This is a genomic window from Pseudoduganella violaceinigra DSM 15887, assembly GCF_000425385.1.
GTDB classification, from domain to species: domain Bacteria; phylum Pseudomonadota; class Gammaproteobacteria; order Burkholderiales; family Burkholderiaceae_D; genus Rugamonas; species Rugamonas violaceinigra.
This window is the reverse complement of record NZ_KE384358.1, coordinates 39,458-62,537: the sequence shown is the minus strand read 5'-3', so window position 1 is coordinate 62,537 and position 23,080 is coordinate 39,458. Positions and strand designations below refer to the sequence as shown.

Genomic DNA, 23,080 nt, shown 5'->3' with positions numbered 1-23,080 from the left:
ATCCCCGTGCTATAATGCGCGGTTACTGCAACTCCCCTTAACCGGTATATATTCGCTATGAAATTCGCAAAAGAGATTCGTGTCGGCAACATCATCATGGTTGAAGACAAACCATTCATCGTTCTGCGTTCCGACGTCAACGGTTCGTCCCGCACTGGCTTCACCTACAAGTGGAAGATGAAGAACCTGCTGACCGGCTCCCCGCTGGAAAACGTATTCCGCGGCGACGACAAGTTCGACGTGGTCGTTCTGGACAAGAAGCCAGTCACCTACTCGTACTTCGCTGATCCGCTGTTCGTGTTCATGGACGAAGAATACAACCAGTTCGAAATCGAAGAAGAGAACATGGGCGAAGCAGTCAACTACCTGAAAGACGGTATGGAATGCGAAGCGGTCTTCTACGACGGCAAGGCAATCTCCGTTGAGCTGCCAACCACCATCGCTCGCCAGATCATTTACTCGGAGCCGGCAGTCAAGGGCAACACCTCGGGTAACGTGACCAAGGAAGCCAAGCTGGAAAACGCCATCGAAGGCCGCAACTTCTCGATCCAGGTGCCACTGTTCGTGTCCCAGGACGACGTGGTCGAGATCGACACCCGTACCCACGAGTTCAAGAAGGTCGTTCGCGCCTGATTGTTGCAAACTCGCAATAAAAAGCCCGCCGATGCGGGCTTTTTTGCTTTTTGGCAGTATTAATTGCTTGCAAACTGCTGGTATGCTATTGGTTTCTTGCTGTTCTTTCGGATAAGAGGGCGTACCAGATGGATCGAAGGGGTTTCGTGAAGTTAGGCGTGGCTGTCGGAGGCGCGGCCACGTTGCCGCGTACACAGGCTGCGGTGCCGTCGGTGCTGGATGCCGGCGTCCAGCACCAGCAGGAGCTGATGGCGGCCAACAAGCTGACCTCGCATGCCCTGACGTCACAATACCTGTCGCGTATCAATACGATCGACAAGTCCGGCCCACGCATCAATTCCATCATCGAGATCAATCCGGAAGCGCTGAAGATTGCGCGCGAAATGGATCGCGAGCGTAGCCAGCGCAAGGTGCGCGGCCCGCTGCACGGCATCCCCGTGCTCCTGAAAGACAATATCGCCACCGCCGACCGCATGAGCACCACGGCGGGATCGCTGGCGCTGGCCGGCGTGCGCGCCGCGCGCGATTCGCACGTGGCGGCGCGCCTGCGCGAAGCCGGCGCTGTCATCATCGGCAAGACCAATTTGAGCGAATGGGCCAATATGCGCTCGAACCATTCCGTTAGCGGATGGAGCGCACGCGGCGGCCTGACGCGCAATCCGTATTCCCTGGACCGCAACTGCAGCGGCTCGAGCTCCGGCTCCGGCGCGGCCATCGCCGCCGGCCTGGCGACGCTAGCGGTCGGCACCGAAACCGATGGTTCCATCGTGTCGCCCGCCTCGATCTGCGGCCTGGTGGGCATCAAGCCGACCATTGGCCTGGTCAGCCGCAGCGGCATCATCCCGATCGCGCATTCGCAGGATACCGCCGGACCGATGGCGCGCAGCGTCAGCGATGCGGCGCTGATGCTGGCTGCGATGGCCGGCGTCGATCCGAAAGACCCGGTCACCCAGGACGGCGCCGGTAAGGCCGCCGGCTACTCCGCCGCGCTGAAGCGCGACGCCCTGCGCGGCAAGCGTCTCGGGGTCGCCCGCAATTTCTTCGGCGGCAGCGAGGGCGTCGATGCTGAAATCGAAAAGGCGCTGGAGGCACTGAAGGCCCAGGGCGCCATCCTGGTCGACGTGCAGGTGCCAAATACCGAGAGATACGGCGATAGCGAGACCGAAGTCCTGCTGCATGAATTCAAGGTGGACCTGGCGGCTTACTTGCAGGAGTACGCGCCAAACGCCAGGGTCAAGAGCATGGCCGACCTGATCGCTTTCAACAAACAGCATGCCAAGGCGGAATTGCCATACTTCGGCCAGGAATACCTGGAGCGCGCCGAGGCGAAGGAAGGGCTGGACAGCAAGGTGTACCAGGATGCACTGGCCAACAACCACCGCTATTCGCGCGAAGAGGGGATCGACCTGGTGCTGAAAGCGCATGAACTGGACGCGCTGGTCGCGCCCACCGACGGCACTGCGTGGCTGACGGACTTCATCAACGGCGACCATTATCCGAAGAGCTTCTCGTCACCGGCGGCCGTTGCCGGTTATCCGCACGTCACGGTGCCGGCCGGCTATGTGCGCGGCCTGCCGGTGGGCCTGTCTTTTGTCGGCACCGCCTATAGCGAAGCGGCTTTGATCGGCATGGCATACGCCTTTGAGCAAGCCACCATGGTCCGCCGCGCCCCGCAATTCCCGGCCAGTGTTTCCATCCGCGCCTAGACGTCGATAAAGCGCATCTTGAAGTTGCGGCCTTTGAAGCTGCCGAAGTCGCCTTGAATGGTGCTGGTGGCTTTCAGGCGCGCGAAGGCCTCGTGGGCGATGCGGCGGTCAAGCGCGACGTAGGTCTGGAACTCGGTGACGGTGATCTTGCCCACCTGTTCCTTGGTCAGGCCGCCGTCGCCGCATAGGGCGCCCAGCACGTCGCCGGCCCGCAGCTTCTCCTTCTTGCCGCCCGCGATGCAAAGCGTCAGCATTGGCGCCGGTTCGGCGTTCACATACTCGTCGTCGGCCAGTGCCTTGAGGTCGTGCCATTCGGCCGCCGCGCCCTGGTAGTCTTCGATCAGCTTGACCCACTTCTTCTCGTTCGGCGCGCACAGCGTCAGCGACAGGCCTTTTTCCCCGCCGCGGCCGGTGCGGCCGATGCGGTGGATATGGACTTCCGTGTCGCGCGAGACGTCGGCATTGATCACCGCTTCCAGATTGGCGATGTCGAGGCCGCGCGCGGCGACGTCGGTGGCGATCAGGATCGAGCAGCTGCGGTTGGAGAACAGCACCAGGATTTCATCGCGCTCGCGCTGCTCCAGTTCGCCGTACAGGGCCAGCGCCGAAAAGCCTTCCGCATGCAGCTCATCCAGCAGCTCCTTGCAATGCACCTTGGTGTTGCAAAAGATGATGGCGGAGGCGGGCTGGTAGTGCTTGAGCAGCTTGCCGACAGCCTTGTCGCGCTCATCGAAGCCGATTTCGTAAAAGCGCTGCTCGATCTGGCCGCGGCTGTGCTGCGCTTCCACCGTCACTTCGACCGGATCGCACAGGAAGGCTTCCGTGGCCTGGCGGATGTCGTCAGGGTAGGTGGCCGAGAACAGCAAGGTCTGGCGGCGTTTCGGGCAGGCGCGCACGATGCCGGCGATTTCGTCGTAGAAGCCCATATCCGTCATGCGGTCGGCTTCATCGAGCACCAGGGTGCGCACATTCGACAGGTCGAGCGATTCGCGCGACAGGTGGTCGCGCACGCGGCCCGGGGTGCCGACCACGATGTGGGCGCCGAATTCCAGGGAGGCGATCTGCGGCCGCATCGGCGTACCGCCGGTCAGCACGACGATTTTCACGTTCGGCACGCAGCGGGCCAGGCGGCGCAATTCATTCGCCACCTGGTCGGCCAGTTCGCGGGTCGGGCAGAGGATCAGACCCTGCACGGCGAACCAGGCGGTATTCAGGCCGCACAGCATGCCGATGCCGAAAGCGGCGGTCTTGCCGCTGCCGGTCTTGGCTTGCGCGATGAGATCGCGGCCCTCCATGATGGACGGAAGGCTTTGCGCCTGGATCTCGGTCATTTCGCGGTATCCCAGCGAGTCCAGGTTGGCAAGGAATTTTTCGGACAGTGGCAGGGTGGCGAAAGAGGTCATATTTTATTCCCGCCGCCAGATGGGCAGGCCGGTGAGGTCCAGGTTGGGATCATTCTGCCAGATTGGCAGGCCGCTGGCATCGGTGGGACCGAATTCACCCAGCAGGTTGAGTTGTTCTTGCTTGCGCGGTGCGCGGCGGGCGCGCGGCGGCGGCGGAAGCTTGGCTTCCGGCGTCATCGGCTCTGCAGGCTCGAAGCCCGGCAGGTCGATCGTCGCGTTATCTTTTTTATCTCTCATGATCCGCCGCAGAAAACAAAAGCCCGGCTGAATCAGTCGGGCTTCCTTTTTTTACATTTGCGGGATTGTAACACGGGCAAGCATGTCAACGGAAGGCGAGGGCTCCCGTCAGGTCGCCCGGCGGCAACGCGCCGCGCTCGGCGAAAGCCTTGTTGCGCTCTGCCAGGCCTTCCAGCAAGGGCAGTCCGTGCAGGCGGGTGATGAAGCGCAGGATGGAGGTGGTGTCGTAGAAACTGTGGTCCACGTTGCCCTTCTTGGCGAACGGCGAGACGATGATCGCCGGGATGCGCGAGCCAGGCCCCCAGCGGTCGCCTTTCGGCGGTGCGACGTGATCCCACCAGCCGCCGTTTTCGTCGAAGGTCACGACCACGACCATGTCCTTCCACTGCGGTGATTTCTTCAGGTGCTCCAACACGTTGACGATGTGCTGGTCGCCCGATTCGATGTCCGAATAGCCTGCGTGCAGGTTCAGATTGCCCTGCGGCTTATAGAAGCTGACGGCCGGCAGCTTGCCGGCAACCACGTCGGCCAGGAATTTGTTGGAAATCGGGCTGTCGCCGAGGCCGCCGTCGCGGAGATGGGCGGCGCGTTCCGCGCTGCCCGGCGCGAAGCTCTTGAAGTAGTTGAACGGCTGGTGGTGGTATTGGAAGTTCGGCTTGGTGCCGCCGCCCTTGTGGTCCAGCGCGGCCTGGAAGGCGCCGCCGTACCATGCCCAGCTCACGCCTTTGCGCGAGAGCAGGTCGCCGATGGTGTCATACGACTGCGGCGGCAGGTAGCTTGGGTCGGTGGCATCGGCATGCAGCGGATCGCCGCCCGGGGCTGGGCGCACCCAGCTTGGCTGGTACGGCGGGGCCATGGTGTTGACGGCGAATCCGTCCGGCGTAATGGCGCCGTCGTTCACGTAATTCGGCTTGCCTTCGAGGGCGGTCTTGGGGCTCTTCGGATCCACCGCCAGCGTATGGCCGGTCGGGCCGTCGGACAGGACGGCGATCTTGCGCTTGGCCGGGCTGTTGGCGGCGTCCGGATACACCGGGCAGCGCCCGGAGACCAGGAATTGGTGATTCAGGTAGGAGCCGCCGAAGGCCGCCATGAAGAAGTTGTCGCACAGGGTGTACTGGCGCGCCACTTGCCACAGGCCGAGGTTCTTTTCCGTTTCGCCGTAATAGCCCATTACCATGCCGCCGGTATTGCCCCAGGCGACGAAGCCATCGTTCTTGCCGCCGTTGATCTGCATCTGGTTCTGGTAGAACAGGTGCCACAGGTCGCGCGTAATGACCGATTCCGGCAGCGGCTTGCCTTCGGCATCGACCAGCTTGAAAGGCGCGTTCGGCAAGTCTTTCAGCTGGTCTTCCTTGAGTTCGTAGCGCTTGCCGGCGATATCCTGCGGCACCGGCACCAGGCCGCCCCAGACCTTGGGAAGGGTGGGCAGGATGCTGCCGTCGTAGTCGCGCTGCTGGTAGTCGGCCGGCTTGAGCGCCGACAGCGGCGAAGCCAGGCCCGGGAAATCGGCAAACAGGTTGTTGAAGCTGCGATTTTCCAGGTAGATGACCACGACGTTTTTGACGTTGGCCTGCAGTTTGGCGTCCAGCGAGCTGGCCTTGGCCGGCTTTGTGGCGGGCGTGGCGTTCACTCCTGGCAGGCTGGCTGCCAGGCCGGCGGCGCCGGCGGCCTGGAAAATGCGGCGGCGCCCTGGGCTGGCCGGCTGCTCGTTCGTTGCTTTGTTGTTCTCGTCGCTCACGCGCTACTCCTTGCGGTTCATTCAGCGTGCAATTGTGACAGTTCGATTACAAAAAGGCGAGTGTGCCGCGCTGGTAGGTTTCGCGCACTTCGGCGATGGGCTGATGGGCGGCGGTGTACAGAACCGCGCTATGTTCGAACAGTGCGACCGGCGACTTTAGCATCCGGCTGGCAAAGGTGCGGCGATAGGGCGCCAGCGGTTGGACGACTTTGCCGAACGGGGTATCGGTTTCGTCGAGCAGGCGGTTCATGGCGGGCGTCAGGCGGCTGGGGACGTACCAGTTGTCCGCTTCCGAGAACAGGTGGGTGCCGCAATACAGCTGCACGCGGCGGTATTTGATCTCGGACGCGTTGGTGACGCCCAGGCGGGCCAGCGTTTCGGCGCTGGGGGCTTGTGCGCCGCCGCGCACCAGGCGCGCCACAATGTTGGGATCCGGTGCCATCGCATGGTCGGCGCACCACTTTTCCAATGCCAGGGTGGCGCTGCTGCTGGCCAGGATGTCGGCGTTCAGCTTTTGCGCAAGGGCGTCGGGAGAATTGGGCGGCGCCGCACAGGCGGCCAGGAAGGGCAGTGCCGCTAGCGAGCGTAAGCATGATGGTGTCTGCATCGGCGCACCTGGAAATGAAAAAAGCCGCTGCAAAGGCAACGGCTTTTCCGGAATTTGGTTGCGGGGACAGGATTTGAACCTGTGACCTTCGGGTTATGAGCCCGACGAGCTGCCAGACTGCTCCACCCCGCGTCTGAGGCAAGCATTATAGCTCGCCCATCCCGGTTCCGCAAGGTCGATTTATGCGGCCCCTAAACGCCACAGGGAAGTGAGCTCCGCTGAACGGGCGGCATGCAGGGGATCGTCCGGGTCGCTGGCTTTTGGATGGACGGGGCGGGCATCCAGGCGGCCCAGTATGTTCAATCCGGCGGCGGCGATCCAGCCTTCCAGTTCAGCGCGTGGGCGCAGGCCCAGGTGCTCGGCCAGGTCGGACAGGATCAGCCAGCCTTCGCCGCCCGGAGCCAGGTGGGCTTTCAGGCCGGAGAGGAAGCCGCGCAGCATGCGGCTGTCCGGGTCGTAGACGGCGTGTTCGACCGAGGAATTGGGGCGGGCCGGTACCCAGGGCGGGTTGCAGACCACCAGGGGGGCTTGGCCGGGCGGGAACAAGTCCGCCTCCAGCAATTCCACCTGGCCGTCCAGCAGCAGGCGCGACAAGTTGTCGCGCGCACAACTGAGGGCGCGCCGGTCCATATCGGTGGCGACCACGCGTTTGACGCCGCGCCTGGCCAGCACTGCCGAAAGTACGCCGGTGCCGGCGCCGATATCGAAGGCCAGTTCCGCGGCGCCTTTCGGCAGCGGCGTATCGGCTACCAGCTGCACATATTCGCCGCGCACCGGCGAGAACACGCCGTAGTGCGGATGAATGCGGTCGCCCAGCGCGGGGACGGGCACGCCGGCCTTGCGCCATTCGTGCGCGCCGATCAGGCCTTGCAATTCGCGCAGGGAAATCACGAAGGCATCTTCGCCGCGGCCATATGCTTCATTGCAGGCCAGCGCCACGTCGGGCGCGCGGCGCAGGGGAATGCGGTAGCCCGGGTCGAAGGGGATCAGCAGCATGGCCAGGGTGCGGGCGCGCTGCGATTGGGCTTGGCGGTGCAAGTGGAACGCTTCGGTGGCGTTGGCGGGCGCTTTTGCGGCGGCGACTTTGCGCCCCTTGCCGCCTTTGGACTTCTTGTGGTCGGCGCGCCGGGCCAGCGCCTGCAGCAGTTGGCGCGCGTTCTGGAAGTCGCCGCGCCAGAGCAGGGCTGTGCCTTCGCAGGCCAGGCGGTAGGCGACGTCGGCGTTCATGGTGTCATCGGCGACCTGCACGCGCTTGGGCGGCGGGTTGCCAGCTTCGGAATGCCAGCGCGCGGAGCGCGGCTCGCCTTGTTCAGTCCAGTGGATTTCTTGCATTGATAGCCCGGGTGTAAACGACGAAATTCGGGATCAGCTTTGGCGTTTCGTGCGGAACACAATGTCCTTTTGCCAGAGCTGACCCCGAATTTCTTTTTAGGAGCCTGTCATTATACGCGGGCTTATGCGGCTGGCGGCTCCTTGGTGTCCTGGGCGCTTGCCGGGGCCGGCGTTGGGCCTGGCGTTGGGGCTGGCGTCGTCGCGGGGTCGGCCGGGACTGGCTCGGCTGGGGTGTCTGGCGGTTCCAGCGGGCCGTTGCGCAGCGCCTTGCGGGCGGCGTTGGCGGCGTGCGCCAGGTCCGCTGCCTGGCCAGGCTCGGTTTGCAGGCGTCCGTAGGCTTTCGCTTTGTCGCTGGCGTTGGCCGGCAAGGCGGCGTCCAGCGGCGATTCGGCGTCGACCAGCTTGAGCAGGCGCATGGTCAGGTTGCCGGCATCGCTGTCCTTGCCTTGCCCGTCTTCCTGTTGGACGGTGGCGCTGATATTGCGGTCCATCAGGCGGAACAGGTCGGCCAGGCTGCCCGGGAAGTCGATGTCGGGGAATTCCACTTCCGGCAGCGGCATAGCCGGGTTCTTGTCGAACTGGTCCTGGCGGCGCGCCGGCACGCTGGATGCGGCGGCGGCGGTTGCGCGGGCTTCATACTGGATTTCCACTTCAAAGCTCAGCTTGCGGCCATCGGCCGTGGTGATTGTGCCTTTGCCGAGGAAGTGGGAATTTTCGCTCAGGCTGAACCCGAGGGCGTCGGTGACGCCATCGGCGCCCTCGGCATGCAGGGCGCCCGCAGCGAAACTGGCATTCGACTCCAGTTCGACGGAATCGAAGGCGATCTTCGCGCCTTTGGCGTTATCGCCCAGCAGGCTTTTCGCGAAGCTGCCGATCAGGTTCTGCGCCATGTCGACGGTTCGGTTGCCCAGCTGGTCGACGCGCTTTTGCAGGTCGACCGCATTGCTGGACAGCGAGACGGCGCTGCCGGAATTCACATCCTTCACCGCGTTGGCGTGCGTCGCCTTGCCGTCCGGCTGCTGCAGGGCCGGCGACAGCGAAGTGTTCTGGTACTGGCGGGGGCCAATGGAATTCAAGGGGTTCATGATAAGAGACCTTTAAGGGCACTACCCCCTGCTACGGCAGATTTTCGAAAATCTTGAGGATTATCAATGATGATGAGTCCACAATCCGTTCGATTCCAGGTAGGACTTGACGGCTTCCGGGGCGCCGGTGGCGTGCAGTTTCACTTCGCCGCAGGCGCAGACCCCATAGTAAGGCGTGATGTGGGAGCAGGCAGAAGTTTTCTGCAGGGAAACTTTAACCGCTTTGGCGCATTTGACGCACTTGAAGGTCAGGGTGCGTGGGGCTTTCAGGAACATAGCCAGTACTCCGGGCAAAACGACGATTTTATCAGGCAAAGATATCGATCGTGGCTTGCTTCTCGGATTGGCCGTAGCTGAGGGCGACTTGCCGTTGCTTTTCTGATATCTCGGCCTGGGCTTTCTGCGCCATCTGGGCCGCGCTGGAGGCTACGCTGCGGTCCTGGCCGGACGGATCGGCCGGTGCCAGGGCGGCGGCCTGGATCTGGCGTGCCTTGCTGATGGTTTCTTCCGGGGTGCTGCCGGGCGAGGTGTCGATATTGACTTCGCCGCCTACGGCATAGTTCACCCCGTTCGGGCCGCGCTGGTAGGTATACGTGGCGCCCGAGGTGGCCAGGCCGCCCGCAACGGCCAGGTGGGCTTGCTCATGCTGGCGCACCTGCAGGTCGCGCGCCTTGAGTTTGTCGATCTTGGCCTGGTCTTCGGCCGAGTATTCCTGCTGGGCCGATTGCGTGCGCGTGCCGCTTCGCGCGGGCGCGCTGGCCTGCGGCGCGTACGTGCTTGACGATGTGATAGCGCCGATTCCCATTTACATATGATAACAAATTGCTAGGCCTCTGCCGTCAACGGGGGCCTGCGTCCAGCGTTGAATGGGTGAGCGTCATGCCGATGGAGGTGTACGATGGACCAGACCAAGCAACCCACCAAGGAAGCGGTGCGCAACTGGCTGCAATCGCGCCAGGACGAACGCCGTCCTTTGCCCGATGCGCAGCAGATCCGCCGCGAACTGGGGTGGGAAATGGTGCGCGTCGAGCAGGCGCGGCGCCCCTGGCGCCTAGCTGACTGAGACGGCGCTGCGGCCGTTGGCGGCGGGCTGCACCACGATCCTGGTGGCGATCCGTTCGGTCATCTCCTGCACGTGGGAGATCACCCCCACTTTCCTTCCCATCGACTGCAAACCATCGAGCGCGTCCATGGCGACGCGCAGGGTTTCCGCATCCAGGCTGCCGAAGCCTTCATCGATGAACAGCGATTCCACCCGTACGCGGTTGGACGACAGCGAGGCCAGGCCGAGCGCCATGGCCAGCGATACCAGGAAGGACTCGCCGCCCGACAGCGAATGCACGGAGCGCTTTTCATCGCCCATGTGCAGGTCGCGCACCAGCAGGCCAAGCGAAGGCTGGGCCGGGTGGTCGATCCGCTCCAGCTGGTAGCGCGGCGCCAGTTGCGCCAGGTGGGCGTTGGCATAGCCAAGCAGCACGTCCAGAGTGAATTGCTGGGCGTAGTTGCGGAACTTTTTGCCGTCGGCGGATCCGATCAACTCGCTCAATTGGGCCCAGCGGCGTTCCGATTCCTGCTGGCGGGCGATGTCGGCCAGGATTGCTTCCGCCTGCTTGCGGCAGGCGTCATCCTGTGCCAGTTGCGCCTTGAGTGCGGCGGCCAGCTCATAGGCTTGCCTGCGCTCCGCCTGCAGCGCGGCGAGGGCTTGTTCGAGTTCGGCCGCGCTTCGCTGCCCGCCGGGCGGCGCGCCGGCGAGATGCCCGGCATGCAGCGCCTCGCGCTCGGCCAGCACGGCCCTGGCGGAGGCGAGCGCCTGGTCGATCGCCTGAAGCGCTGCGCGTTCGGCGCGCACGGTCTGCGGGGAATGGGCAAGCAGGGCACGCAGGGCTTCCACGCTTTCGATGCCGGCCGCCCGGTTGGCCTCGATCCAGGCTTGCAGGCCGGCGGCCGCGCGTTCTGCCGCGGTATCGAGCGCTGCCAGCCGCTGCACGGCTTGGGCATGCGATTCATCCGCCCTGGTGCGCTGTTCGGCAGCTTTACTGGCCGATTCCTGGCGCGCCTGCAAGGCTGAACGGGCGGCGTTGACCGCCTCGCGAAGACCGTTTTCCACCTCGCGCACCGGGCGGCCTTGCCACAGCGCCTGGCGTTCCGCCGTGGCGCTGGCGAGGGCCGCATGCGCCGTTCGGGCAGTATCCTGCGCGGCGAGTGCGTCGGCGGCGCTGCGGTCGCTGGCTGTGCGGAGCGCCTGCGACTCGACCACAAGCGTCGCGATGGCTGCGGCGCGCTCGTCGGCCGCCTGGCGCTGCGCCAGCCATTGCCTGCTTTCGCGTGCGCGCTGTTCGTGGAAGCGGGCCGGACCTTCCTTCCATTCATCCTGCCAGCCTTCATGTCCCAGCGGCGCGTCCAGCTGGTCAAGCAGGTGGGCGATTTGCAGCGCCGTGTCGATACGCTGCTCATCCAGTGCCTGTTCCTGCGCACCTGACTGGGCCAGCGCCGTCTGTGCCGCGGCGAGCGCCTGCTGGTGGCGCTTGCATTCGGCGGCAGCCTGGTCGCAGGCAGTCTGCGCGACTTCCCGGCTGCGGGTCGCCTGGCGGTAGGCCTGCTCCTTGTTTTCAATCTCGCGCAATTCGGCTTGCAGCGCGGCCCCGTGCCCGGCCAGCCAGGCAGGGACGTCGTGATCCGCTGCCATGGCGGACTGGCCCAGCGTGGCGCATGCCGCGTGCCAGCGGGTCTTCGCAGCGCCGATCGCCGTGGCCGTTCCGCTTTGCTCGGCACCGAGCGCGGCCAATTGCTCAATGCTGGATTGGAGGCGGGCTTGATGTTCCGCTTCCAGTTTCATATTGCGCTGCAGCTTTTCGCGGCAGTCATGCACCTCCGCCTGTAATTGCTTGAGCATGGCGTGCAGCGGGCCGTCCTCGTGGCGATAGGGGTGCTCGTGCGAACCGCACACCGGGCAGGGCGTGTCGTCCTGCAGCGTGGCGCGCAGCTTTTCGACACTTTCGCCGGTCGCCGCTTCCGCCAGTTTCAACGAGCGCTCGGCCTGGGTCGAGGCGGCCACCAGCGCCAGGTTGGCTTCTCGGGTGGCGGCCACTTCGGCCTCGGAGCTGTCGCGGGCCGTTTGCAGGGACGATATCCGCGTCGAGTGTTCCAGCTGGCGGCGTGTGAGCTGGTCCAGCTCCTGCCATGCGGTGTTGGCGTCGGCCAGCAGCGCGCGGCGCTGGTCGATACGCTGGCGCTGCTGTGCGATGCTTTCGGCGTCGATGGCGGCCACCGTCCTGGCAGCCTGCTCGCGCTGCGACTCGGCCTGGCGCAAGCGTTCGCCGGCCGCATCCAGCCCGCTGCGGGCATGGGCCTCTTCCTGCCGCTGGCGGGCGGCCGCCTGCTGCACGCTGGCCAGCGACTGGGATTGCTGTTCGGCGCGCCCGGACTGCTGGCTGGCCTGGCTGAACAAAACGTCCCAGCGCGCCCAGTCGCGGGCCAGTGCCACCCAATGCGCATGGGCGTCGAGCCATTGCTCCGCAGCTTGCCGCTCGCTGGCGAGCGCCTGCTGGCGCTCTTCGTGCGCGCGCAGGGCGGCCGCCGCGGCGGCATCCGCTTGCACGGCAGCGTCGCGCGCGCGGGCGGCGTGGGCGAAGGCCGCCTGCAACGATTCAAGGCGCGTATCGAGTGCTTTGGCCTGGTCCAATAGCGGAGCGGCCGCCAGCTGGGCGTGCTCCGCTGCCGCCAGTGCGGCGCCAGCTTGCTGCGCATCGCTGTTCAGTACTTCCAGCGCCAGGCGGGTGCGTTCGGCTTCCTGCTCGGCCAGCGAAATGGCCTCCTGCACCGCCGCGCGTTCGGCGGCGAGACGGACCACTTCGTCGTCCAAGGCACGTGCCGGCTGCACCGCGTCGAGCTGCGCCAGCACGGTACGGCGCGGGGCGGCGGCGTCGGCTTCCTGCTGCCGCTGCAGGCCTTGGTCGCGCGCCTGCTGCACGGCCAAGGCCAGGTGTTCGGCTTGCCGGTGCCAGCGCAAGTCGGCCTCCAGCGCGGCGACGCGCTGCGCGGCGGCGTCCTGCGCTGCTTCGGCGGCCTCCGATTGGGCGGCGATTTCCGCGCGCTGCTCCGGCGCCAGCGGTTGCTGGTTGGCCAGGCCGGCGGTGAGCGTTTTCAGTGCCAGTTCTTCGGAGCGCCAGCGTTCAAACGCGCGTTTGGAAATCTCGCTATAGATACCGCTGCCGGTCAGTGTTTCCAGCAAGGTGCCGCGTTCGTCGTCTTTGGCCTTGAGGAAGGTGGAGAACTCGTTTTGTGCAAGCAGTACGGCGCGCGTGAACTGGTCGAAGCTCAAACCGATGCGCTCGACGATTTCCGCCATCACTTCAGTCTTGGTGTGGCCGAGCGGCTGCAGGCCAGGCAGCTTTTGCAGCGACATCGCGCTTGGCTGCAGGGCGCCAGCCGCCTTGCTGCGGGCGCGCCAGACTTTCCAGCGGGCGCGATAGGATGCCCCGTCGTTGCCGACGAAATCCACTTCGGCCCAGCCTTCGGCCGCGCCGCGGCGCAGCAGGGTGCGCGGATCCTGCGAGGAGACCGGATCACCGACGTCCGGCGTCTTGCCTTCGGCCTTGTGTACGCGCGGCGTATCGTCGTACAGCGCCAGACACAGGGCATCGAGCAGGGTGCTTTTGCCCGCGCCGGTAGGGCCGCTGATGGCGAACAGACCGGCATCGGACAGGGGCTGGGCGGTGAAGTCGACCGAGAATTCGTCGGCCAGCGAGGCAAGGTTCTTGCCTGCGATGCGCAGGACCCTCATGGCCGCACCAATTCGGCAAATGCCGCCAGTTGTTCGGGCGGCGCTTCGCTACCATAGCGCTGCAGATACAGGCGTTTGAAGATGTCGTCCGGCTGCAGGGTTGCCAGCTGGTCCAGCGAGAGCGCGGCTTCCTCGAGCGAGGCGCGGGCAGCGCTGGACGTTTCAATCTTGGCCAGGCGGACAGGTTTGCCCTGCAGCGCCTCTTCGATGGCGGCGCGCAGGCCGGGTTCGGGCGCCGCCAGCTGGATGCGCACTTCGAGCAGCGGCTGCTGTTCCAGTGGCGCGTCAGGCAGCGCCAGGGTGGCCAGGGCGGCCTTCACCTCCTCCAGCGGGGCGGGCTTGTCTGGAATGCGCAGCAGCTGCACCGCGCGCGGGATCGGCAAGGCCTTGATTTCGCTGGCCTGGCCGTCCCGCAGGTCGATACGCAGCACCTGGTGCGGGTAGCTGGTTTCGGCGAAGGAGAGCGGGATCGGGCTGCCGCAGTAGCGTATATGGGCATGCGGTCCGACCTGCTGGGCCAGGTGCAGATGGCCCAGCGCGGCGTAGGCGATCGGCGGCGGGAAGATTGCGCTCGGGAGCATCTCGGTCCCGCCGATCACGATGCGGCGCTCGGAATCGGCCGACATGGTGCCGTTAACCATATGGCAGTGGCCCATCGCGATGATGGCCTGGCCTGTGCCGGCGCGCGCGCTGGCCAGTTGCAGCGCCTGGCGGTACAGCTCCGCAATGCCGGCCAGATAGGGATCAGGCTGCGGTGCCGGTTCGGCATCTCTCTCGGCGGCCGGAACCGGCTCCAGGCGCGGCACGTCGCCGTGGCGCAGGAAGGGCACGGCCAGCACCCAGGCGCCGATGGCGCCATCCTTGCCGGTCAGCGGCACCAGCAGGCGCTCCATGGCGATATTGCCGTCGGCGTCGCGGTGCGGGTAGCCGATCACGGTGGTGCCGTGCACTTCCAGCAGGGGGCCGGGCGCTTCAATGCGGCCCGGCGAATCGTGATTGCCCGCGATGACGACGATATCAAGCTGCGGGGCGCGGGCGCGCGCCTGCTGCAGGAAGGTGTAGAGCTGGCGTTGCGAGGCCGCCGACGGATTGGCGTTGTCGAAAATATCGCCCGCGACCAGCAGGGCGTCGGCCTGTTCGGACACGATGGTATCGAGCAGCCAGTCAAGGAAGCGCTGGTGCTCGTAGTGGCGGTCAAAATTATGCAGCGACTGGCCAAGATGCCAGTCGGAGGTGTGCAGCAGGCGCATGAAATGTAAAGCTGGGCGTGGGAAGCGCAAATATAGCGCAAACGGCCGGCCCCTGTCTTGATCCTTGTCAGGCTGCGCTCGGGGCGAGCAGATCCGGCAGAGGCGGGCCGCTGCGGAAGGTGTTGCGGCCGGCCTGCTTGGCTTCATACAGCAGCGCGTCGGCCCGTTTCAGCAGTTCGGCCGGGCTGACATCCTCGTCGCGGTAGTAAGTCAGGCCGATGCTGGTGGAGACGTTGGCCATGATCCCGTCCAGCTCGAAGGGCTGCTGCATATTGTGCACGATCTTGGCGGCGGTGATGGAGGCATCCTCCGGCTTGGAAATATGCTCCATGATGATGGTGAATTCGTCTCCGCCCAGCCGCGCCACCGTGTCGCTGCCACGCACGGTGTTGGACAGGCGCGCCGAGAAGGCCTTGAGCAGGGCATCGCCGACCGCGTGGCCGTAGGTGTCGTTGACCGGTTTGAAGCGGTCGATATCCAGGTACATCACGGCCATCAGCCCACGGCTTTCGCGGCACGCCGTCATCGTGTCGCCGAGTTTTTGCAGGAAGCCGGCGCGGTTGGTCAGGCCGGTCAGCGCGTCGACCTGCGACAGGCGCAGTAGGCGCTGTTTTTCCCGCTTTTGCGCCGTCACATCCTGCCGCATCACGTGGAAGCCGATCACGGTGATGCCGTCTTCGTCCAGCTGGGGGATGTAGACCACCTCATAAGTACGCAGGTTGCCGCCGACTTCGTCCTCCTCCTCGAAGGTCAACGTCTCGCCGCCCAGGGCGCGCGCGATATAGGGCTGCAGCACGGCATAGCGCCTCTCACCCACGGTTTCCGCCACGGTGCGGCCGGTGACATGCAGGCCGGTCTTGCTGAATTCCCGTTCGTAGGCCAGGTTGTGGAAGCGGTAGATCTCTTCGAAATCGATATAGGCGATCATGGCGGGCAGGGTGTCGGCGATGGTGCGCAGGCGCGACTCGCTTTCGCGCAGGGCCATCACGGATTTACGCACCAGGGTAATGTCGTCCAGCGTGCCGACGTAGCCGCCGATTTCATTGTCGATCACGATGGGGGCGACCTTGATCGAGGTCCAGACGATCTTGCCGTCCGGGTGCACGCAGCGAAGGGTTTCCTGGAAGGCTTGCTGCGTGTGGTTCAGGTGCCTGAGCGAAGCACGCAGCATTTCCCGGTCGTTCGGGTGCACTGCATCGAGCCAGCCGCCGCCCAGCGCCGCTTCGCGCCCCATGCCGGTGATGGCTTCGAATGTGCGGTTGACGTAGGTGCAGTTGCCATGCTGGTCGGCGCGCACCAGGCCGAGCGGCGAAGCGTCGTTGACGGCCTGCAGTTCCGCCTGGTTCTGGCGCACGGCAAGTTCGGAGCGTTTGCGTTCCGTGATGTTGCGGGCGGTGATGGCGACGCCGTCTTCAATGGCGACGATCTGGTGCCGCAGCCACAGGCGCTCGCCAAACACCGTCGAATCGATCTCCTCCTCGAGCGGCTCGCCGGTCTGCAGGACGCCCATGCACTTGTCAAAGAAACCCTCGCTGTGCCAGTGCGGCAGCATGTCGCCCATGCGTTTGCCCAGCGCATCCTCGGCGGCAAAGCCCAGGATGCGCGCGCCGCGCTCGTTCACGTCGACCAGGGTGAAGTCCTTGATGTCGCTGCCGGCGCCGCCGGCGCGGCAGGCTTTCATCAGGAACAGGGTGTCGAGGCTGGCGTCGACCGCAGCGTGCAGCTTTTCGCGCGCCTCGGTCGCTTCGCGAATGCTTTCACGCAGGCGCCTGGCCTGCCGCGTGAGCAGGACGCTGAACACCAGCACGACGATGGAGACGATGATGGTCACGGCAAAATACAGGCGCCGCTGACTGTAATACTTGGCCAGTGCGAGGTCGGTGGCGTCACCCACCACGGCGGTCAAGGAGTAGCGCGGCATATCGCGGAAGCCGTAAATACGCTCCGTCGTGTCGACCGGCGTTTTCAGTATGAGTTCGTCCGGCGAGGTCACCGGATCGGCGGGCGCCACGTAGTCGATGCTGTCGCTGATGAACAGCTTTTCGTCCAGGCGCCCGGCGGCAAGGCCGGTGTCGCGGCTGATCAGCATGACCAGGCCGCCTTCATCGACGTGCATGCGGTCGTAATCTTCGACAAAATAGGCCGGATCGATCATCAGGACGATGGCGCCCGCGAATTTTCCGGCCCGGTCGTCCAGCCTGCGCGCAATCTGGATTTGCCACTTCTTGGTGATCGGTTCCACCATCGGATTGGTGACGAGCGCCGCGTCGCCGGCTGTTGTGGACAGCGTCTTGAAAAAGCTCTGGTTGGCCGAATTCGGCGGAAACGCGCCGTGCATGCTGTCGACCAGGTCGCCGTTGGCATCGATCAGGGCGATCGGCAATTCGAGCCGGGAAGGCATGACCGAATCGAGTAGGCCGCCGCGCTTGCTGAATTCCGGCAGGCGCAGGGCGCCGTTGGTTTCCTCGAATTTGAGCTTGAACAGCTGGGTGGCGTGGTCCGCCTGGCGCAGGATATGGCTGGTATATTCAGCCAGGGTGCGCGCCAGCGACTGGCTATGCTGGACGGCGTCGAAATGCGCGCTTTTCGCATCCTGGGCCAGTTGGTAGAACACGTCGGCCCACATGATCACCAGCAAAACCAGCGTAAATGAGGGCAGCAGTATCATGCGATACAGCTGGCGGAAAATCTGGCGGGCGGTGGTCTTTGGCACAGGCTTATTTTGCACTCAAACCCCGGTAGCGGGGCAAAAAAAGCCGAACCGTGCTGCCATGCGGCCACCATCATGCGCAAAATGCCAGGAAATACTGTCAATTCGCTATTAGAATAGGCGCTCATCTCCTACAGGAATCGAGTCTTGACCGAATTGAACTTGACCTTGCCCGCGGCGCGCGCCTTGCACCTGGCGGCGCAGGGACTGCTGCAGCCGCGCCGGCGCAAGGCGCAGAAGGCCGATGTGATCGATGCGATCCGCAATATGGGAGTGCTGCAGATCGACACCATTCATGTGGTGGCGCGCAGTCCTTATCTGGTGTTGTGGAGCCGCCTTGGCGACTATCCCCAGCCCTGGCTGGAAGAGCATCTGGCCGAAGGCGCCCTGTTCGAGTACTGGGCGCATGAGGCCTGCTTTGTGCCGATCGAGGATTACGGCCTGCTGCGCCACCGCATGCTCGATCCGGGCGCGATGGGCTGGAAATATTCCGTGCAGTGGATGCAGGAGCGCCGTGCCGACATCGATCGCCTGCTGCAGCAAATCCGCAGCAACGGGCCGGTGCGCTCGGCCGATTTCGAGCGCACCGACGGCAAGGGCGGCGGCTGGTGGGAGTGGAAACCGGAAAAGCGCTCGCTCGAGGTGCTGTTCACCTCCGGCGAACTGATGATCGCGCGCCGCCAGAATTTCCAGCGCGTCTACGACCTGGCCGAACGGGTGCTGCCGGGCTGGGACGACAGCCGCCTGCCCGGCATGGAGGAAACGCGGCGCGAACTGGCCTTGAAAACCGTGCGCGCACTGGGGCTCGCGCGCGCCGCCTGGGTGGCCGACTATTACCGCACCAAGCCGCCGCGCCCGGACCTGGAAAGCCTGGCCGAGGAAGGCTTGCTGCTGCGCGCCCGCGTCGATGGCTGGAAAGACGCCGTGTACATTCACCCCGAACTGGCCGACCTGGCGCAAGCGGCCGCCGAGGGCGCCCTGTCGGCGACGCTGACCACCATCCTGTCGCCTTTCGATCCGGTGGTGTGGGACCGCCGCCGGGCCGCCGACCTGTTCGATTTCGACTACCGCCTGGAATGCTATACGCCGGCCGAAAAGCGCCGCTACGGCTATTTCTCGCTGCCCATCCTGCGCCGCGGCGCGCTGGTGGGGCGCCTGGACGCCAAGGCGCATCGCCGCGGCGCTGTCTTCGAAGTGAAAAACATCGCCATTGAACCGGGCGCGCGTGTAACGGAGCGCTTCGTGCGCGACGTCGCCGGTGCGCTGCAGCGCCTGGCCAACTGGCACGCTTGCCCGCAGGTGCAGGTACAAGCCAGCGAGCCGCGCGAATTCGCGGCAACGCTGCAATCAGAACTGGATGCGCAAGGAGTGGAGCAATGAAACTAGCGGCAGCACCGCAAAACGTGGTCGGCGCCGACGGCAAGCCGCAACTGGGCCGCTTTGCCGGCGAGACCAAATCCTTCGACTGGCATTTGCTGGCGGGCGAGCACGCGCGCAGCAGCTTGTGGCGCCGCTTCCACCACAAGAAATGGCACTATGTCTCGCTGGTCTCGGAGCAGGTGATGGCGGCCGTGGCCATCGTCGACCTGGGCTGGACCAGCACCTGCTTCGCCTACGCCTTCGACCGCAGCGACTGCGACATGATGGCCAATTTCTCGCAGGACGGCCTGCCGGGGCGCATGTCGGTCGGCGTCGGCGAGCACGCGGGCGCGGCCAGCTGGTTCCGCACGCGCGGCACGCAGATCAGCATCGATCCGCTCGACGGGGGCAGGTACAGGCTGACCCTGCGCTGCCAGTATATGGAGATCGACGCCGAGTTCGGTCCGCCGATCGGCCCGCTGCTGCTGGCCACCGGGCAGGTGAAGGGCGGGGCGCTGCATGGCACGCAGAAGTCGCCGGGCATGCCGATGACGGGCGAAATACGCACTTTCCGCGACGAATACAAACTCGATGGCGGGGTCGCCAGCTTCGACTACTCGAATGGCCTGCTGGCGCGCGAGACGTCCTGGAAATGGGCGTCGGGGCACAACCTGGAAATGGGCTTCAACCTGCAATCGGGCTATTTTGGCGGCCATGAAAATGCGCTCTGGATCGATGGCGAAGTCATTCCGCTGGCGCCGGCGCACTTCATCTTCGACCCGCGCGATCCCATGCAGCGCTGGCATATCTTCACCGAAGACGACCAGCTGGAGCTGTTCTTCACGCCCGACGGCGCGCGCCGCCAGAACCGCAACCTGATTGTTGCCGCCAGCCGCTACATACAGCCTGTCGGTCATTTCAGCGGCTGGGTGCGCGGCGCGCCGGACGGCCCGAAACGCATCGTCACCCAGCTTGCCGGGGTGACGGAGGATCATTATTCACGCTGGTAGGGGAGAGCAGCCATGAGCATCAGGAATATGGACAGCCTGTTCGAACCCGGTTCGGTGGCCATCTTCGGCGCCTCGCTGCGTCCGGACCGCTTGGGCACGCAGGTGATGAACAATATGGCCGAAAGCGGCTTTGCCGGCGCAATCTGGCCGGTCAATCCGAAGTACGACAAGCTGCACGGCATTCCCTGCTATCCGCGCCTGTCGGCGCTGCCGCGCGTGCCCGACCTGGCCATCATCTGTACGCCGCCCGACACGATTGCTGCCATGATCGCCGACCTGGGCACCAAAGGCACGCGCGGGGCCATCATCCTGACCCCGGTCAGCGACAGCGTCCGCCAGCAGATCATGAAAGCGGCCCGCCCGCACCTGCTGCGCATCCTGGGGCCCGGCGGCATTGGCTTGCTGGCGCCGCTGGCGGGGCTGAACGCCAGCGCCGCCCATGTCGGCGCCAAGCCCGGCAAGACCGCTTTCATCGCGCAGTCGGCGACGCTGATGACGGCGGTGCTGGACTGGGCGCAGCAGCACGGCATCGGCTTCTCGCGCGTGGTCTCCCTGGCCGAGGGCGGCGATATCGACCTGGGCGACGTGCTGGACTTCCTGGCGGCGGATGACGACACCTCCGCCATCATCATGCATATCGAATCGGTGACCTGCGCCCGCAAATTCATTTCGGCAGCCCGCCTGGCGGCGCGCGGCAAGCCGGTGGTGGTGCTGAAAGCGGGCCGCAGCGGCGACGACAAGGTGTACGACGCCGTCATCCGCCGCGCCGGCATGCTGCGCGTCTATTCATCGGCCGATCTGTTCGACGCGGTGGAGACGGTGGCGCGCGCACGACAAGCGCGCGGCACCCGCCTGGCCATCATGAGCAATGGCAGCGGCACCGGCCATCTGGCGGCCGACGCGCTGCAGTGGGTGCACGGCAAACTGGCCCAGTTTTCGCTGCAGACCAGCAAGCTGCTGCGCAGCGAACTGCCGGCCGGGCTGGCGCTGAGCAATCCCGTCGACATCGGCGCCGAAGCCAGCGCCGAGCGGCACGCCGCCGTGGCCAGGGCGCTGCTGGCCGATCCGGGCACCGATGCGCTGCTGGTGGTGCATGCGCCGTCGTCGGCGGTCGCCAGTACCGGCGTGGCACAGGCACTGGTGCCGCTGGTGCAGCAAAGCGGCCGCTGCGTCCTGTCCTGCTGGATCGGCGGCGCCTCGGTGGCGGGAGCGCGGCAAGTATTTGCCGATGCCGGCCTGCCCAGCTACGACACGCCGGAGAAGGCCGTGCGGGCCTACAGCCAGGTGGTGCAGTACTCGCGCAACCAGGCCTTGCTGATTGAAGTGCCGGGGCTGGTGCCGGCCCATTCGGTGCCGGTACGCCAGGCCGCACGCAACCTGGTGCGGGCCGCGTGCGCGGCGGGCCAAGCGGAGCTGGCGCCAGCCGACCTGGCGGCGCTGCTGGCCGCCTACGGCCTGCCTTTCACCTCCGCTGCCGCGCGCGGCGACATGCAGCAGCTGCGCATCGCCATGCAGGCCGATCCGGTCTTCGGCCCGGCCATCAGCGTCGGGCTGGGCGGCAGCGCGGGCAGGGTGGTCGACGACCGCGCGGTCGGCCTGCCGCCGCTAAATACCGTACTGGCGCGCGACATGCTGCGCCGCACCCGCGTCGGGCGCGCGCTGGCCGATGAACGCGAAGCCTTGTGCAGCGCCCTGGTGCACGCGGCCGAGCTGGTGGCCGACATCGGCGAGATCGCCACGCTGGAAATCGATCCCATCACGGTGGCCGGCGGCGTCCTGCACGTGCATGGGGCGCGCGCCACGCTGGGCCCGCGCCGCGCCGAAAGCAGCATGGCGATCCGCCCGTATCCGCAGGAGCTGGAGCAGGAGATCCAATGGCAGGGCGGCGCGCTGCTGCTGCGCCCGATCCGGCCGGAAGATGCGCCGGCCCATGTGCGCTTCTTCAGCCGGCTCGACCCGGACGATGTGCGCCTGCGCTTTTTCACAGCCATGAAGGAATTGCCGCCGACCCAGCTGGCGCGCCTGACCCAGATTGACTACGATCGTGCAATGGCTTTCATTGCGACACGCACCGGCGCCGATGGTGCGCCCGAGACGCTGGGTGTGGTACGGGCGGTGGCCGACCCGGATAACCAAAAGGCGGAATTTGCGATCATTGTGCGTTCCGATTTGAAAGGCAAAGGGTTGGGAAATATCCTGTTCCAGAAACTGCTTGACTATTTCCGCAGCCGCGGGACGCGCGAAATCACGGGCGAAGCCTTGTCCGAGAATATCGGGATGCAACATCTGATGCGCAGATTTGGCGGAACCGTGACGCCGGGAAGAGAAGCTGGTATGGTTGATCTTCGCCTTGCGCTGCATATGAAAACCTCCTAAATTAGGAGGGCGCGTGACGTTACATTGAGGAATGTCAAAGCGTTTTTGTCGGGCTTATTTACACTTGTACTTCCGTTTCCGCGTAGCGATATTTGGGAGCAAGAATGTTAACGGCCACATATACATTAGTTGCGCTATCCGTTGAACAGGCTAATGTGCGCCTTAGCCTGCTGTCGTTTCAAAAATACGTGCAATCGACGCTGCTGCGCCAGCAGCGTTTGACCCTGTCCCAGCTTGAATATGCGTGCGAAACCCTGGAGCGCCTGTACCAGGCCTGCCATTGGCGCAAGATCGAGCTGTACCTGATCCCCGCGCTGCAGAATGCGACCGAACAAGCGAACCAGCTGCTGGACGAGCTGAGCCGCCTGAACCAGGCCGCCCTGTCGGTGATCCGGCGCCTGCAAGCCGAGCTCGATACGGCCACTGAGCGCAGCGAGCAGCAGGTGACGGAAATCTGCGAATCGATTGAATCGTTCTGCGCGCTGCTGCTGCAGCGCCTGGAGAAAGAAGAGAAGGAATTGTTCGCCATTGCCCGCTCAGCGATCGGCGGCGAGGCATGGTTCGACATCGCCAACAAATTCCTTGCCCATGACGCTCAAGTGGTGGAAGCGCGCCGTACGCCCGCTGCCGCCGAGAAAGACAGGAAATCCTTGTCCCAAGCCAAGCAGGTGCGTGCCACCCTGCGTGAAGAGGACGAGGCCGTGGTTCCTGTGCCGAAGCTGCGCTACCACCGGCGCAGCCGTTCGGCCCATCGCGCCGCTGCGGATACGGCCTGAATTCGCCGTGACTGCATTCGCCGCCCCTGCCGGGCGGCGCTGCGCTATGATGGTGGTTTTGATCCATTCATAGCA

Annotated in this window: 18 protein-coding genes and 1 tRNA gene; 7 read left to right on the top strand and 12 right to left on the bottom strand. The window is 65.1% G+C overall.

What is annotated here, in order from left to right; translation table 11 throughout:
* Window positions 1-57 precede the first annotated feature (57 nt).
* Together H597_RS0122660 and H597_RS0122655 are read left to right on the top strand one after the other, a co-directional pair.
* Window positions 58-633: an elongation factor P gene (locus tag H597_RS0122660; protein ID WP_028104121.1), complete on the top strand. Its 576-nt coding sequence runs from the start codon at window positions 58-60 to the stop codon at window positions 631-633.
* A 128-nt stretch (window positions 634-761) separates the two neighbouring features.
* The gene (locus H597_RS0122655; RefSeq protein ID WP_028104120.1) at window positions 762-2,339 is read left to right on the top strand and encodes an amidase; all 1,578 of its coding nucleotides are present in this window, start codon (window positions 762-764) and stop codon (window positions 2,337-2,339) included.
* Here H597_RS0122655 and dbpA read toward each other — a convergent pair.
* From dbpA to H597_RS34340, 9 genes are all read right to left on the bottom strand, one after another.
* Window positions 2,336-3,742, bottom strand: a complete 1,407-nt coding sequence (gene dbpA / locus H597_RS0122650) for an ATP-dependent RNA helicase DbpA (RefSeq protein ID WP_028104119.1) — start codon at window positions 3,740-3,742, stop codon at window positions 2,336-2,338. The two genes, H597_RS0122655 and dbpA, sit on opposite strands and share 4 nt — an antisense overlap.
* A 3-nt stretch (window positions 3,743-3,745) precedes the next feature.
* Window positions 3,746-3,979, bottom strand: a complete 234-nt coding sequence (locus H597_RS0122645) for a hypothetical protein (RefSeq protein WP_028104118.1) — start codon at window positions 3,977-3,979, stop codon at window positions 3,746-3,748.
* A gap of 85 nt (window positions 3,980-4,064) precedes the next feature.
* The gene (locus H597_RS0122640) at window positions 4,065-5,717 is read right to left on the bottom strand and encodes an acid phosphatase (RefSeq protein ID WP_028104117.1); all 1,653 of its coding nucleotides are present in this window, start codon (window positions 5,715-5,717) and stop codon (window positions 4,065-4,067) included.
* 46 nt (window positions 5,718-5,763) lie between these two features.
* Window positions 5,764-6,324 carry a hypothetical protein gene (locus tag H597_RS0122635; RefSeq protein WP_028104116.1) on the bottom strand — a complete coding sequence of 187 codons (561 nt, stop codon included), beginning with the start codon at window positions 6,322-6,324 and terminating at the stop codon, window positions 5,764-5,766.
* Between the two features lie 55 nt (window positions 6,325-6,379).
* Window positions 6,380-6,456: transfer RNA gene (locus tag H597_RS0122630), tRNA-Met, on the bottom strand.
* A 48-nt stretch (window positions 6,457-6,504) separates the two neighbouring features.
* Window positions 6,505-7,656 (bottom strand): methyltransferase, encoded by a 1,152-nt coding sequence (locus H597_RS0122625; protein WP_028104115.1) that lies wholly within the window; start codon window positions 7,654-7,656, stop codon window positions 6,505-6,507.
* A gap of 122 nt (window positions 7,657-7,778) precedes the next feature.
* On the bottom strand, window positions 7,779-8,741 hold the full coding sequence (locus tag H597_RS32130) for a hypothetical protein (RefSeq protein WP_154668233.1): 963 nt from the start codon (window positions 8,739-8,741) through the stop codon (window positions 7,779-7,781).
* 63 nt (window positions 8,742-8,804) lie between these two features.
* Window positions 8,805-9,011, bottom strand: a complete 207-nt coding sequence (locus tag H597_RS0122615; protein WP_028104114.1) for a hypothetical protein — start codon at window positions 9,009-9,011, stop codon at window positions 8,805-8,807.
* 37 nt (window positions 9,012-9,048) lie between these two features.
* A complete protein-coding gene (locus H597_RS34340; protein WP_083941247.1) occupies window positions 9,049-9,546 on the bottom strand; it encodes a putative metalloprotease CJM1_0395 family protein in 498 nt (165 codons plus the stop codon).
* A gap of 93 nt (window positions 9,547-9,639) precedes the next feature.
* Here H597_RS34340 and H597_RS35530 point away from each other — a divergent pair, with 93 nt between their 5' ends.
* Complete coding sequence (locus H597_RS35530; protein ID WP_169433296.1) at window positions 9,640-9,804, top strand: hypothetical protein; 165 nt, start codon at window positions 9,640-9,642, stop codon at window positions 9,802-9,804.
* Here the strand turns inward: H597_RS35530 and H597_RS0122600 are convergent.
* From H597_RS0122600 to H597_RS32120, 3 genes are all read right to left on the bottom strand, one after another.
* Entirely contained in the window at window positions 9,793-13,524 is a 3,732-nt protein-coding gene (locus tag H597_RS0122600; RefSeq protein ID WP_028104113.1) for an AAA family ATPase, read from the bottom strand. The genes H597_RS35530 and H597_RS0122600 overlap by 12 nt on opposite strands.
* Entirely contained in the window at window positions 13,521-14,774 is a 1,254-nt protein-coding gene (locus H597_RS0122595) for an exonuclease SbcCD subunit D C-terminal domain-containing protein (RefSeq protein ID WP_028104112.1), read from the bottom strand. Before H597_RS0122595 ends, H597_RS0122600 begins: the two co-directional genes overlap by 4 nt.
* A gap of 67 nt (window positions 14,775-14,841) precedes the next feature.
* Complete coding sequence (locus H597_RS32120) at window positions 14,842-17,487, bottom strand: sensor domain-containing diguanylate cyclase (protein WP_229632232.1); 2,646 nt, start codon at window positions 17,485-17,487, stop codon at window positions 14,842-14,844.
* Between the two features lie 144 nt (window positions 17,488-17,631).
* On the opposite strand from H597_RS32120, the gene H597_RS0122585 reads away from it, so the two are divergent.
* The 4 genes from H597_RS0122585 to H597_RS32115 all read left to right on the top strand — a co-directional run bounded on the left by H597_RS0122585 (window position 17,632) and on the right by H597_RS32115 (window position 23,005).
* Window positions 17,632-18,864, top strand: coding sequence for a winged helix-turn-helix domain-containing protein (locus tag H597_RS0122585; RefSeq protein ID WP_028104111.1), 1,233 nt, complete (start codon window positions 17,632-17,634; stop codon window positions 18,862-18,864).
* Window positions 18,861-19,853 carry a DUF2804 domain-containing protein gene (locus H597_RS0122580; RefSeq protein WP_028104110.1) on the top strand — a complete coding sequence of 331 codons (993 nt, stop codon included), beginning with the start codon at window positions 18,861-18,863 and terminating at the stop codon, window positions 19,851-19,853. The genes H597_RS0122585 and H597_RS0122580 overlap by 4 nt, the downstream gene beginning before the upstream one ends.
* Before the next feature lie 12 nt (window positions 19,854-19,865).
* Window positions 19,866-22,229 (top strand): bifunctional acetate--CoA ligase family protein/GNAT family N-acetyltransferase, encoded by a 2,364-nt coding sequence (locus H597_RS0122575; protein ID WP_028104109.1) that lies wholly within the window; start codon window positions 19,866-19,868, stop codon window positions 22,227-22,229.
* Between the two features lie 188 nt (window positions 22,230-22,417).
* Entirely contained in the window at window positions 22,418-23,005 is a 588-nt protein-coding gene (locus H597_RS32115) for a hemerythrin domain-containing protein (protein WP_229632231.1), read from the top strand.
* Window positions 23,006-23,080 lie beyond the last annotated feature (75 nt).

Excerpts from the sequence above, each read along its gene's own strand:
- H597_RS0122600 (WP_028104113.1), bottom strand. The coding sequence starts at position 13,524 with ATGAGGGTCCTGCGCATCGCAGGCAAGAACCTTGCCTCGCTGGCCGAC.
- dbpA (WP_028104119.1), bottom strand. The coding sequence starts at position 3,742 with ATGACCTCTTTCGCCACCCTGCCACTGTCCGAAAAATTCCTTGCCAAC.
- H597_RS0122625 (WP_028104115.1), bottom strand. The coding sequence starts at position 7,656 with ATGCAAGAAATCCACTGGACTGAACAAGGCGAGCCGCGCTCCGCGCGC.
- H597_RS32130 (WP_154668233.1), bottom strand. The coding sequence starts at position 8,741 with ATGAACCCCTTGAATTCCATTGGCCCCCGCCAGTACCAGAACACTTCG.
- H597_RS0122595 (WP_028104112.1), bottom strand. The coding sequence starts at position 14,774 with ATGCGCCTGCTGCACACCTCCGACTGGCATCTTGGCCAGTCGCTGCAT.
- H597_RS0122635 (WP_028104116.1), bottom strand. The coding sequence starts at position 6,324 with ATGCAGACACCATCATGCTTACGCTCGCTAGCGGCACTGCCCTTCCTG.
- H597_RS0122575 (WP_028104109.1), top strand. The coding sequence starts at position 19,866 with ATGAGCATCAGGAATATGGACAGCCTGTTCGAACCCGGTTCGGTGGCC.
- H597_RS0122580 (WP_028104110.1), top strand. The coding sequence starts at position 18,861 with ATGAAACTAGCGGCAGCACCGCAAAACGTGGTCGGCGCCGACGGCAAG.
- H597_RS34340 (WP_083941247.1), bottom strand. The coding sequence starts at position 9,546 with ATGGGAATCGGCGCTATCACATCGTCAAGCACGTACGCGCCGCAGGCC.
- H597_RS35530 (WP_169433296.1), top strand. The coding sequence starts at position 9,640 with ATGGACCAGACCAAGCAACCCACCAAGGAAGCGGTGCGCAACTGGCTG.
- H597_RS0122655 (WP_028104120.1), top strand. The coding sequence starts at position 762 with ATGGATCGAAGGGGTTTCGTGAAGTTAGGCGTGGCTGTCGGAGGCGCG.
- H597_RS0122645 (WP_028104118.1), bottom strand. The coding sequence starts at position 3,979 with ATGAGAGATAAAAAAGATAACGCGACGATCGACCTGCCGGGCTTCGAG.
- H597_RS0122660 (WP_028104121.1), top strand. The coding sequence starts at position 58 with ATGAAATTCGCAAAAGAGATTCGTGTCGGCAACATCATCATGGTTGAA.